The following is a 12,595-nucleotide window of genomic DNA, read 5'->3' as shown; positions in this document are numbered from 1 at the left end:
CGCCTTAACAGCGCAGAAAAGCGGCAATAATTTCCCATGACGCGGGGTCAAAGTACCAGCTGCCGTGTCCGGATTCGAGCAATTCGCAGCGCGCTCCCGGGATTTGGCCGGCCAGGGCCCGGGTTACCTCCGGCGGGTTGCTGCCGTCGTAGAGACCGCCGAACACGAGGGTCGGGGCGGTAATCTGCGGCAGGCGGTCGAAAGCGGCGTGTTTCAGCACGGCGTTGACCTGGTAGTTGAAGCCCCGGAGAACTGCCGGATTTGCATGCAGGGCTTCCCCGGCGGCGCGTGACTGCGCCTCGAAGCGGCTGACGGTTTCCGGGTTGGCCGCCGCCCAGGCCTCGTCCTGCCGGGTGTCGGACAGTTTGAGCTTTTCAGTCACCGACATGCAGTCCAGTTTGTCTATCACTGAAGGCCCGGCGGAAGCGCCGCCGGCATTGGTGACACCCAGGACAAGCCTGTCTACCACGGCTGGATGCCGCAGAGCCAGCTCCTGGGCTACCATTCCCCCCATAGAAGTACCCAAAACGTGGTAGCGGTCCCAGCCTACGGCCGCCGCCAGGCCGGCGGCGTCATCCGCCAGGTCCGCCATACTGTAAGCCTCGTCGGGGCAGTCCGTTTCCCCGAGCCCACGGGGGTCGAAAGCGAGTATTGTGAAATAGTCCGGAAGAGGCGTCTTAAAAATACTGATGGGATTTTTCAGGTCGGCGCCGATGCCGTGGATGAAGAGGAGGCGCGGGCCCGAACCTTGCATTTCATAATTGATTTTGATGCCGTTGACATTGGCGAAAGGCATGGAAAATCACTCCTTATGATAAATTATTCTTTTCCAACAACAGGCCTGATCCCGTTTAGACAGAGATCAACACACAGCTCCACTGTTTCGCGGACATTGAACTTTTCCGGCTCAAGGTAAAACTGCTTTGCAGCCTCTATAAAAGCAAACTCAAATAACTCAACCAGGACATAGTTCGGTAAATCATTCCTGATCTCGCCGCTTTTTTGTCCCAACTCGATTATTTCGGCCGCCGCCAGGTGAAAACCGCTTTTCTCACTATCGTCCTGGTGGAAAGAAAGTAAAACCTTCGTCCTGTAAATAATGTATTTTTCGAAAAGATCTTTTTGCGCCCGCACCCCTTCAAACATTTCGCCAAGCACCAGGGTCAGCCTGGCCCTGGTGTCATGAAGCCTGCGCAGTTCCCGGATCCTTTCCTGGTTCTTTTCCCTGAAATTCCGCTTGATGTATTCATCGACGATTGCTTCCTTGACGGGGAAGTAATTATATAAGGTGCCCTTGGCGATATCGACATCCCTTGCTATCTGCTCCATGGTGGTCTCATTGAAACCTTGTTTTTTAAACAAACTCAAGGCCACACTTATGATTTTGTTCCTGGTTACCTCTTTTTTTCTTTCAACTCTGCTGCCGCTTGATGTGTCTTTTTTGTTCACTCGCGCACCACCTTATACGAAGTACCATATTATACAATAATCAATATTGAACGTCGTATAAATATTTACTACGTACAGTTTAACTTAATTTCATCTATTTGGCAACATCAAATATCGACAGTAACCAAAATATTTCCATTATCATACGATAATACAAACACACAATGAAAAGAACCTTTTGAAGACCACATCATTGCGGGGACTAAAAGTCAGCTCTGCCCTTCTGATGGATCAGACTCCAGGTTCTTCTCGTGTAAAGCTGATAAAAGGAGGTCGTATTAATGGCTTTTGGCACTGGAGTGGGAACCGGCGGCACAGGCTTTGCCAACTGGGGATTTATCCTTTTCCTGATCCTGATCCTGCTGGTCGTTGGCATAGGCTGCTTTATCTAATAAGTTGTTGAATACCGAAAAAACCAACGATTATTAAGAATAAAATCTTAATACAAAAAAGACTGGTCTTAACAACTCAGATCAGTCTTTTTTTCCTGTATTTAGCTGTGGAAGGTTTTAGTTTTGTTTTGGCAATGGATGGAAGAAAAGGATAAAGCCGCACTCGTTACATATGATCGGCATGACCGCCAACCCTTGATCGGGCGCAATTTGATAGCCATTTTCATCTTTTACCAGCGTAGGTAATAAACAATATAGATCAGGCATCGTCCCGAAATTTTTACTGCCACAGTTTGGACAGGGAATCTTCAATTCTACTCTCTGCTGCTTATCCATTATGCCACCTCCTGGATATAATTTCGACACAGGTAAGTTATTCCCCTTGTTAAATAGACAGAAACTTCACCTGAAGACTTTAAATCTGACATAAAAGACAGAACCGGTTGGGCTGCTTACTACATCTATTTTGGCATTATGCCGGTCTGCTATACTGTAACACACTGCCAGACCCAGGCCTGTACCGTGGTCCTTGGTCGTGAAAAAAGGTGTGCCTATTTTCTCAAGCACATCAGGCTCAATCCCTTGTCCCTGGTCCTGGACTGCCAGGACCACCTCGCCGCCCTCTCTGAAGGTCTTAATTGTCATTATGCCGCCGGGTGACATGGCCTCCAGCCCGTTGCGCGTCAGGTTGAAAATGAGCTGGCGGATTTCTTTTTCGTTTAGCGACATGTCCGGTATGTCACCCAGCTCTAATACAATCTGCTTGTCAGTAACTATTCCGTCCGCATCTATTAATGGTGATATGGCTTTTATGATTTTGTTCAAATTATGAGTTTTTAATTCGACCATCCTGTTTTTGGCCAGGGAGAGGAACTCGGTAATTATTGAATTGGCCCTGTTCATTTCATCTATCATCAAGTCAAAGAATTCCTTATGTTTGGCGTACTCTTGTTTAGCGTTGAGAAGCTGCAGAAAACCCTTCACCGCGGTCATTGGATTTCTAAGCTCATGGCCGATCCCGGCCGCCATTTCCCCTACCAGGTTCAGGCGTTCAAGGCGGGCCATTTCACTTTCTATTCTCTTCCGCTCGGTGACGTCGTTAGCGCTGACAAGCAGGCTTGCGCACCCGCCAAACTCTATGGGCTCTACTGAAATCAAACAGGTCCGGACCTCGCCCGACTTGATTCTACAGTTTAGATCAAGGTTGCGGATCTCTTTATTGCCCCTGATCATATCGACAATTCTTTTTGAATCTGCCGGCTTTTCCCATATATCAAATTCCAAGATTTTGCGCCCTATTATTTCTTCCCGCTTATAACCTGTAATTTGTTCAAAGCTTTTGTTTACATCAATGAAGACGGCGTCCTTTTGCTGGTAAGTGAAAGTAAGTATAAACATAATATTTGGATTGGCGTTAAAAGCTTTTGAAAAACGCTCCTCGGCTTGTTTACGGTCGGCTACTTCCCGCTGGAGCTTTTCGTTCGCCGTTTTTAGTTCCCTTGTACGCTCTTCCACCATTTCTTCGAGGTGGACGCGGTGCTTCCTCAATTCTTCCTGCATCTTTTTTGCCTGGGTGATGTCCCTGATTACGGCAAAAACCTGGTCGTTAAATAACGGGAGCAGCCTCGCTTCATAAAAAAGCTCGTTGTTGCCGGATACCACGGAGTATTCGATACTTGTCGGCCGGCCCTCGGAGCGTACCCTTTTATTTGCTTCATTAAGCTTAATACCGGCGTCTCCCAAAGCGTCTTCAACCCGCCTGCCCACCATCTCCCCAATCTTAATATCCAGATCGGTAGCCCCTCCCGCTTTATAACCGGTGACGGCGCCGTCAGCGTTAAGCCACAGCAAAACATCCGGGAAGGTCTTAATTAATGCCATCATTTCCGAGTTGGTTTGCAGAAGTTCCTGTGAGCTTAACTCCAGCGCCCGTTCAAGCATGCCGCGGTCGGTATCTGATTCCCAATACGCGCTGTTGACCGCGTTGAAGAAACTCTGAAAATCTTCCGGAACAATGAATGCATTCCCAAAGTGTTTTCTGATCTGGCGTCTCATTAAATTATGGATCTGGTCCACAGGACAACCTCCTGAGGTCTAAATACTCATTGAAATAATTTTTATAAAAAGGTAATTTATACAATTAACGACATTTATCCTTCCGATAATTTGTCGCATTATGTCATATGTAAAAATATTTTCAGAAAATTAAGCAACAATACTAATAGAATATTTCATTACCTGCAGTAAAAACCCGCAAGCCTGTTTACGCTTACGGGTTCTGCATTATACTATAAAATATTCTTTTTACCTTCTTCTCAACCGGTCGATCTCCTCCTGCATAGACTCGATCCTTTCCAGCAGGTCCAGGATTATGGCCGCGCCGCTGAGGTTAACTCCCAGGCTGCCGCGCAGGCGCTGCAGTTTTAACAGGCGCGCCGCGTGCTTAAGCCTGACCAGGCCCTCCTTGATCTCAAGGATGCCGAACTCAGCCAGCAGCTGGGCCATCTCCGGGTGAATTTCCAGGCTGCCCAGGTCAACCCAGATATCTTCTTCACCGGTGTGTTGAACATGGTGGTAAATTTGCATATAATATTTTTCCACTCCATCACACCCCTTTCCTCAGCGAGGCCAGATCCCGGTAAAGCCTTTCTTCTTCAGCTGAAAGGTGTTCAGGAATATCTATTTTGACAACCACATATTCATCTCCCCTGCCCTTATGGTGAGGCAGGCCCTTGCCCTTCAGGCGCAGCCGTTTTCCGGCCCGAGCTCCCGGAGGCACCTTCATCAAAACAGGCCCGTCAAGGGTGGGCACAGAAACCTGGTCTCCCAGCACAGCCTGCTCCGGACGCAGGACCACCTCTATTTCCAGGTCCTCGCCGCGGACTTTGAATACCGAGTGCGGCAGCAGTTTCACCCGCAGGTAAAGGTCGCCCCTGGCCCCGCCGCCCGAACCTTCTCCGCCCTGGCCTTTAAGCCGGATCCGGCTGCCGTCGCGGACACCCGGCGGAATTTTAACGGACAGGGTCCTGGAGCCGGAAGTTTCACCGGTCCCGCCGCAGCGCCGGCAAAAGGCGTTATTCTGGATACCCGTCCCGCCGCAATCCCGGCAGGCTTCCCTGGTGGTGAACTGCAGCGATTTTTCCCCGCCCCGGTACGCTTCCTCCAGTGCAAGTTCAATCTCGCTTTCTATATCCTGGCCGCGCACCGGACCGGTCCGGCGGGCAGTCCTGGGCTGGCGCCCAAAAGGCGATCCCCCGCCGAACAGTGTTTCGAAAAAGTCGCTGAAGCCGCTGTCGCCTGCCCCGGCGCCGGTACTGGTATAGAACTGGAAACCGTCCATGTCGGGCGGCGGCCGGAAATCCTGTCCTTCACGCCAGTTTTGGCCCAGTTGGTCGTATTTGGCCCGCTTCTCCTTATCGCTCAACACTTCGTAAGCTTCGTTGATCTGCTTGATTTTTTCCTCGGCTGTTTCCTTGTCCTTGCCGGTGTGCAGGTCAGGGTGCCACTTGCGGGCTAATTTCCGGTAGGCTGTTTTTATCTCTTTTTCTGTTGCGCCGCGGCTTACTCCCAGTATCTCGTAGTAATCGCGAAATGATACGCTCATAATGTTTTCACCGAACCTTTAGACACTCTAACCCGGGCCGGCCGCAGCAAATCACGGCCAAACCGGTATCCTCTGGACAGTTCTTCCGCTACATGTCCGTGCGGGAAACCGGCGTTTTCCAGGTAGCCGATACCCTCGTGCTCGCATGGATCGAATGGTTTGCCCAGACTATCCACTGTTTCCAGGCCGTGCTGCCGCAGTTGGCCTAACAACTGCTGGTAGACCATCTCCAGCCCCTGTCTGTACCTTTCGTCAGCTATCTGTGCCAGGGCGCGCTCAAGGTTGTCAAGCACAGCCAGCAGGTCCTTAATCAGCTCTTTTTTACCGCGGGCGGAACTGGACTCTATGTCCCGTTCCACCCGCTTGCGGTAGTTATCAAAATCAGCCAGCGTCCGCAGGTGCCGCTTCTTTTCGTCATCAAGCTCCTGTTTCAAGGTGGAAACTATATCCTTCTGCCCGCTGGTCCCTTCTTTGTTCATATCATTCTCCCGACTCCTGTTAATCTATTTAAAAATCCACGAATTGTTTTTATTTTTCTTCAAATTCAGCGTCAACGACATCTTCACCGCTGTGCGGTGCTGCCCCGCCTCCGCCGCCGGGAGCGCCGCCCGGGGCGGCGCCGGCCTGCCCGTACGCTGACTGGGATAGTGAATATGCCGCCTGCTGCAGGTCGCTCTGCAGGGTGCGAACGCGGTCGATCGGCGCGTTTTCTTTCAGGGCGGCCCTCAGGTCGCTCAGCAACTGCTCAGCGCGCGCCTTCTCATGGACCGGAATTTTATCTCCCAAGTCCTTCAGCTGGCGGTCCACCTGGTATGCCAGTGAATCGGCCTCGTTGCGGGTTTCTATTTCCTGTTTTCTTTTTTTGTCTTCAGCCGCGTTCACGGCTGCCTCATTCACCATGCGATCAATTTCAGCTTTGTCCAGGCTGGTCGATCCGGTTATGGTAATGGTCTGCTCTTTGCCGGTTCCTTTGTCCTTGGCGCCGACTTTCAGTATGCCGTTGGCGTCAATATCAAAGGTCACTTCGATTTGAGGCACTCCCCTCGGCGCCATCGGGATGCCGTCCAGTTTAAACTGGCCCAGGGACCGGTTATCCCGGGCCATTTCACGCTCACCCTGCAGGACATTGATGTCCACTGCCGGCTGGTTGTCGTCAGCGGTGCTGAAAATCTGGCTGCGCCGCACAGGAATAGTTGTGTTGCGTTCAATCACCCTGGACATGATCCCGCCCAGTGTTTCCACGCCCAGAGAAAGGGGTGTGACATCAAGCAGCAGCACATCCTTAACCTCTCCCGCCAGCACGCCGCCCTGGATGGCAGCGCCGACGGCCACGACCTCGTCGGGGTTCACTCCCATATGGGGGTCCTTGCCGCCTGTCAGCTGGCGCACCAGCTTTTGTACCGCCGGTATACGGGTTGAACCGCCCACTAAAATAACTTCATCAATATCCTTTTCAGTCAGTTTGGCGTCCGCCAGGGCGGCCGTGACAGGCCCGCGGCAGCGTTCCACCAGGTGAGCGGTAAGGTCTTCAAACTTGGCGCGGGTTAATTTCATATCAAGGTGTTTGGGGCCGTTGGCGTCGGCAGTGATAAAAGGCAGGTTGATCGCGGTTTCCATAGTCGCGGAAAGCTCCATTTTAGCCTTTTCCGATGCCTCGATCAAACGCTGCAGGGCCTGTTTGTCATTGCGCAGGTCAATTCCGTAATCCTTCTTAAATCCGTCAGCCAGCCAGTCGACAACCGCCTTGTCGAAATTGTCGCCGCCCAGGTGGGTATCGCCATTGGTAGACTTTACCTCAAAGACTCCATCCCCCACCTCCAGGATGGACACGTCGAATGTCCCGCCGCCCAGGTCAAAAACCATGATAGTCTCGTTCGCCTTTTTATCGAGGCCATAGGCGAGCGCCGCCGCCGTAGGCTCATTAATAATACGCAGGACGTTCAGCCCGGCAATTTTGCCCGCGTCCTTGGTGGCGCTGCGCTGGGAGTCATTAAAATAAGCCGGCACAGTGATAACGGCGTCTGTCACTTTCTCTCCCAGGTACTTGGAAGCATCGTCAATAAGCTTGCGCATCACCAGGGCCGAGATCTCCTCAGGCGCCATGTCTTTGCCGCGAATATCAAACCGGACAGCGTCGTTTGGTCCGGGTTTAACTTTGTATGGGACCAGTTTCCGCTCTTCAGCTACTTCGGAATAGCGGCGCCCGATAAAGCGTTTCACTGAATAAAGCGTGTTTTCCGGGTTTAATACGGACTGGCGCCTGGCCACCTTACCGACCAGCCTCTCCCCGTCTTCCTTAAAAGCAACAACTGAAGGCGTGGTGCGATCGCCCTCGCTGTTTACAATAACAGTTGGTTTTCCTCCCTCCATTACGGCTACTACTGAGTTTGTCGTGCCAAGGTCAATGCCCACGGTTTTTCCCACTGCTTTACCCTCCCTGTGTATCTTTAGAATTAATAAATATGCCCGATTTACTTGGTAGCATACCCCAATTCTAATGAAAAGTTATTAATAAAAAATAATAAAATTATTAAATCCTGATTAATTTTTACCTTTAAAAATAAAAATCGCCCGGAGGCGATTTTAGAGTTTTCAACATATTCATCCTGCAACGTCCATGGTGTTGAATCCAGCTGTTCCCTTGCGGCAGCGCCGGCTTAAGGAATGGGTATATACCTTTATATTTTCCTGCCTTCGTATATGAATTGAGCGTAGTTCAGGCCGCGGCAGGCGCCCTCGATCCCGACCCGCCGCATTATCCTCACCAGTTCATCCGGCGGGGTAAAAGCGGCTGGCTCGGCCAGCATTTTCTCAAAAAAGGTTATTGTTTTTGTTATTTTCTTACCCGGATCAAAGTCGATGATATACAGACGGCCGGACGGCCGCAGCACCCTGGACGCCTCGCCGGCCGCGCCTGCCTGATCTCGAAAGTGGTGCCACGCGTCTGAAATCAGGACTATGTCGAAGGAGCTGTCCGGTAGCGGCAGGCTTTCCGCTGTAGCCTGGATTAGATTAACCGCCATTTTTTTGGCCGAGGCCCGCTTGAGCATTGGATAAGAGGCGTCGGCCAAAGTCACCTTCGCCCCGGCTTTGGACAGGGTTTCGGCGTTTATGCCGGTACCGCCGCCCAGGTCCAGTACTTCCATATCTTTTACCGGCGCCAGCCATTCAGGAATCGTCTTGGAGTTATCCACCCCGGCAAACCGGATAAACCTGTCATAGAAAGGCGCCATTAACCTAAACATCATATTTTATCAGCCGCACGGTGTCATGTCGATTGTTTGCAGAGCGCTTACAACGATGTTATCCACTGTGAAACCGAACTCTTTAAACAGTACCGGGGCCGGAGCGGATGCGCCGAAGTGGTCGATGCCGACGACTTTGCCCCCCTCACCGACATAACGGTGCCACCCCTGGGTAAGTCCGGCTTCCACGGCTACCCGCGCCTTTATATGCGGCGGGAGCACCTTGTTCCGGTACTCTTCCGGCTGTGCCTCAAACAGTTCCCAGCTGGGCATGCTCACCACGCGGGCGGCGATGCCGCTTGCCTGCAGCTTGCCCGCCGCTTCCAGGGCCAGGTTGACTTCCGAGCCGCTGGCCAGCAAAATCACATCCGGCTTTCTCCCTTCAGCTTCGAAAAGAATATACGCGCCGCGGGGAAGTTTGCCAGCCGATGACACCGTTTTCCTGTCCAGTGTGGGCAGGTTTTGCCTGGTTAAAATCAAAGCCGTGGGCCCTTTAACCTGGCCTATGGCGCAGCGCCAGGCCTCGGCAGTTTCATTCGCGTCCGCCGGGCGGATCACTGTCAGGCCGGGAATCGCCCTGAGTACAGCCAGGTGTTCGATGGGCTGGTGAGTGGGGCCGTCTTCGCCGACCCCGATGCTGTCATGGGTGAACACATAAATAATTTTCAGGCCCATCATGGCCGCCATGCGGATCGGCGGGCGCATGTAGTCCGAAAAGACCAGGAAGGTAGCGCCATAAGGAATGATGCCGCCGTGCAGCGACATGCCGTTCAGGATCGATCCCATCCCGTGCTCTCTCACGCCAAAACGCATGTTTCTGCCGCTGTAGCTGCCGGGGCCGAAATCACCCGCGCCCTTTATAATTGTTTTTGTTGACGGGGCCAGGTCCGCGGACCCTCCGATTAAATTGGGCATGCTGGCGGCGACCGCGTTCAGCACCATCCCCGATGCCGCCCTGGTGGCCATGCCTTTTTCATCTGCGGGGAACGCCGGTATGTATTTGTCCCATCCCTCCGGAAGATATCCTTTCATCCACTGCCGGTATTCATCAGCCAGGTCGGAGAAAGAACCGGCATACGAGTCAAATAACTCCTGCCATTCAGCTTCCATGGAGTTTCCGTTTTCCACAGCCCGGCCAAAATAATCTTTGACCTGCTTATCGATGTAGAAAGGATCCTCGGGCCAGCCCAGGTTTTCTTTGGTAAGCCTGATTTCTTCCGCGCCCAGGGGCTCGCCGTGGGCCGAAGGGGAATCCTGCTTGTTCGGGCTGCCGTAACCGATATGGGTGCGCACTAGGATTAGCGAGGGCCTCTCCTTCTCCGCCCGCGCCGCCTGGATGGCCTCGGCCAGGGACTCCGTGTCGTTTCCGTCGTCGACTCTCTGCACGTGCCACTGGTATGCTTCAAACCGCCCCGCCCGGTCCTCGGTGAAGGCCATGTCGGTAGAACCTTCAATAGAAATATGGTTATCATCATAAAGACAGATTAGCCTGCCCAGTTTCAGGTGCCCGGCAAGTGACGCGGCCTCGTGCGATACTCCCTCCATCAGGTCGCCGTCGCCGGCGATAACGTAGGTGTAATGGTCCACTATATCGTAATCGGGACGGTTGAAATAAGACGCCAGGAACCGTTCGGCGATGGCCATGCCGACAGCGTTGGCGACACCCTGCCCCAGAGGCCCGGTGGTAACCTCCACCCCGGTGGTGTGCCCGAATTCAGGGTGCCCCGGGGTCTTGCTGGCCCACTGGCGAAAATTCTTTAGCTCCTCCAGCGGCAGGTCATAACCGGTGAGATGGAGCAAAGCGTACAGCAATGATGAGCCGTGCCCGGCTGAAAGGACAAAGCGGTCCCGGTTTGGCCAGGCCGGGTTTCCCGGATTGTGCCTCAGGAACCTGGTCCAAAGAATAAAGGCCATCGCGGCGGCTCCCATGGGCATCCCCGGATGGCCGGATTTTGCTTTCTCCACCATATCCGCGGCCAGCATACGTAAATTGTTAATGCACAGCTTTTCAATCTTGTTTTTTTCTTCGTCCATCTGCTGCTCCTCACTTTTTTTGTTTTTCTGTCATGCTTAGGGTGTCTTTAAAGACTAAGATTATCCATGATAGCATAATGTTTTTCTTCCACAGTTAACTCGATTTATCCTTCCATCTTTCGCCAAAGATTTTGGTTTTTAGACCTTGGTCATTAAGAACATGATCACTTCTTTTTATGTACCCTGCAGGAAAATGTTAAAAAACAGATAAAAAGTAATAAGTTAAGAGTAGGGCGCGCTAAAAAGCACCTGGTAAAAGGGGGTCTGCAGGTGAAAAGAAGGACCATCATTGCCGCGATAGCTTTCATCGCCGTATTATTTATTATCGGCTCAGGACTGTATGTCTATCGCAGCATGGCCTCAATATCAGAAATGTTTAAATTAAACGGCCAGCTGCAGGCGGAAGGTTTCTACATGGCCGAATTCGAGTTTAAGATGCTCGGGTGCGCCTATTACCTGGACAAAGGGCACTACTTCACCGCCCTTTCCAGGTTGAACGAGCTGCACAGGCAGTTAAAGACCAGGGAAGGACTGGTCAAGGTGCCGGAATTTGCCGACAAAAAAGATGAGATGGAGTTTTATTTAAATCTGCAGAATCCTGAAACAGGCGCCTTCATGGACAGTTCTTACCCCTCTTATCTTTATCTGGAGCCCACCTTGAACGTGGTGGAGCACCTGGAACTGCTGGCCGGTGAGACAGGCCAGCCGCTGCGGCTGAAATACCAGCTCAAATTCCTGGACCAGATCAACACCCCGGATCGGTTAAAGGCGCTGCTGGACGATCTGTCCACAGTGGGATGGCTCGGCTCAAAATTGCCCAAAACAAATTACATGATGGCATCCTGTTACCATAACTACGGTGATCTGGAGCAAAGCGGGCTCTATGCTTTTTCTCCGGAGTGGAAACAGGCGCTCCTGGAGTGGTTTTACGCCAACCAGGACAGTAAGACCGGGTACTGGGGACCGAGGCTGCGCGGCACCGGCGAGCTGTTGAACGAGGGCGATTTAAGCCCCACCTATAAACTCGTTAAAATGTTTGTGGATGAGCAAGGCAACAACCTCCACCCCGAATTCCCCCTGCGCTATAAAGACGAGATGCTGGCAACAACCCTGCGCAAGCTTTCCGAGCCTATGCCCGAAGACGCCGACCTGGCCGAAATGCACGAATGGCAGTTGACAAGGTACCACGGTTTAAAGCTGCTTACCTCATACCTGTGGAACGGAGCTGCTATTGAAAATAAAAAAACAGCCAGGACGTTTATGGAGGGTATTGTAAAGGGCAAGTTTGAAAAGTTCTACCTCGAGGAGGAGGGAGCGTTCACTTATTATCCCGGTTCAGAGGCGGCGACTCTTGACGGAACAGGCGACGCGATATCACTGCTGGATATTGCCGGAGCTCTGTCACACGACCGTCAGAAGTACTTATGGGGATCTCCTGAACTTGGCGTCACCGACCTGGGCTCATATGGAGTTGCAGATCTTCAGGAAAGCGACCTGGCGATCCTGTTAAACTCACCTGACATCAACTCACTTCGTTTTTACCGGGCTGATCCCGGTTCCGGCGATTTTACAGCCGGTGTTGTATGCCTCAGCTACCCCCGGGAAACGCGGGTCCCGGACATTATGGACTTACTGCCCAAATTGAAACAGTGGATAAACTCGACCCCGCAAAACATGGGCAACTGGATTTCAAAAGAAGCAATTGCAAAAGAACTTGAAACCATACAGACAGAAGCTGTCCCGATTTTCAAAGGAAAGCTTTTGCTTGCACCGGCTAATGAAGCGTTGCGTGACAACGGGGAACTGACAGTCATTGGTTTTGATGTGCTGCAAGTCCCCAGGTGCAAAATATCTTTTGTGCGACAATAGCA

11 protein-coding genes are annotated in these 12,595 nt (G+C 52.1%); 1 reads left to right on the top strand and 10 read right to left on the bottom strand.

Annotated features, from left to right (window positions below):
• Window positions 1-4 precede the first annotated feature (4 nt).
• From ACOBQJ_RS04875 to tkt, 10 genes are all read right to left on the bottom strand, one after another.
• Complete coding sequence (locus ACOBQJ_RS04875) at window positions 5-796, bottom strand: alpha/beta fold hydrolase (protein WP_421070611.1); 792 nt, start codon at window positions 794-796, stop codon at window positions 5-7.
• A gap of 23 nt (window positions 797-819) precedes the next feature.
• The gene (locus ACOBQJ_RS04870; RefSeq protein ID WP_421070610.1) at window positions 820-1,449 is read right to left on the bottom strand and encodes a TetR/AcrR family transcriptional regulator; all 630 of its coding nucleotides are present in this window, start codon (window positions 1,447-1,449) and stop codon (window positions 820-822) included.
• 509 nt (window positions 1,450-1,958) lie between these two features.
• A complete protein-coding gene (locus tag ACOBQJ_RS04865) occupies window positions 1,959-2,177 on the bottom strand; it encodes a hypothetical protein (RefSeq protein ID WP_421070609.1) in 219 nt (72 codons plus the stop codon).
• A 66-nt stretch (window positions 2,178-2,243) separates the two neighbouring features.
• Window positions 2,244-3,917 carry an ATP-binding protein gene (locus ACOBQJ_RS04860; RefSeq protein WP_421070608.1) on the bottom strand — a complete coding sequence of 558 codons (1,674 nt, stop codon included), beginning with the start codon at window positions 3,915-3,917 and terminating at the stop codon, window positions 2,244-2,246.
• Between the two features lie 228 nt (window positions 3,918-4,145).
• Window positions 4,146-4,442 carry a chaperone modulator CbpM gene (locus ACOBQJ_RS04855; RefSeq protein ID WP_421070607.1) on the bottom strand — a complete coding sequence of 99 codons (297 nt, stop codon included), beginning with the start codon at window positions 4,440-4,442 and terminating at the stop codon, window positions 4,146-4,148.
• Window positions 4,443-4,446: 4 nt separating this feature from the next.
• Window positions 4,447-5,445, bottom strand: a complete 999-nt coding sequence (locus ACOBQJ_RS04850; RefSeq protein WP_421070606.1) for a DnaJ C-terminal domain-containing protein — start codon at window positions 5,443-5,445, stop codon at window positions 4,447-4,449.
• Window positions 5,442-5,924 (bottom strand): nucleotide exchange factor GrpE, encoded by a 483-nt coding sequence (locus ACOBQJ_RS04845; RefSeq protein ID WP_421070605.1) that lies wholly within the window; start codon window positions 5,922-5,924, stop codon window positions 5,442-5,444. The genes ACOBQJ_RS04850 and ACOBQJ_RS04845 overlap by 4 nt, the downstream gene beginning before the upstream one ends.
• Window positions 5,925-5,973: 49 nt before the next feature.
• Window positions 5,974-7,869: a molecular chaperone DnaK gene (dnaK, locus tag ACOBQJ_RS04840; RefSeq protein WP_421070604.1), complete on the bottom strand. Its 1,896-nt coding sequence runs from the start codon at window positions 7,867-7,869 to the stop codon at window positions 5,974-5,976.
• 254 nt (window positions 7,870-8,123) lie between these two features.
• Window positions 8,124-8,693 carry a class I SAM-dependent methyltransferase gene (locus ACOBQJ_RS04835; RefSeq protein WP_421070603.1) on the bottom strand — a complete coding sequence of 190 codons (570 nt, stop codon included), beginning with the start codon at window positions 8,691-8,693 and terminating at the stop codon, window positions 8,124-8,126.
• 6 nt (window positions 8,694-8,699) lie between these two features.
• Complete coding sequence (gene tkt / locus ACOBQJ_RS04830) at window positions 8,700-10,724, bottom strand: transketolase (protein ID WP_421070602.1); 2,025 nt, start codon at window positions 10,722-10,724, stop codon at window positions 8,700-8,702.
• Between the two features lie 270 nt (window positions 10,725-10,994).
• Here tkt and ACOBQJ_RS04825 point away from each other — a divergent pair, with 270 nt between their 5' ends.
• Window positions 10,995-12,593, top strand: coding sequence for a hypothetical protein (locus ACOBQJ_RS04825; RefSeq protein ID WP_421070601.1), 1,599 nt, complete (start codon window positions 10,995-10,997; stop codon window positions 12,591-12,593).
• Window positions 12,594-12,595 lie beyond the last annotated feature (2 nt).

Origin of the sequence: Pelotomaculum propionicicum, from assembly GCF_048984525.1 — a bacterium.
Taxonomy (GTDB): domain Bacteria; phylum Bacillota; class Desulfotomaculia; order Desulfotomaculales; family Pelotomaculaceae; genus Syntrophopropionicum; species Syntrophopropionicum propionicicum_A.
The sequence above is the reverse complement of the archived record's forward strand: the minus strand, read 5'-3'. Positions and strand labels throughout refer to the sequence as shown.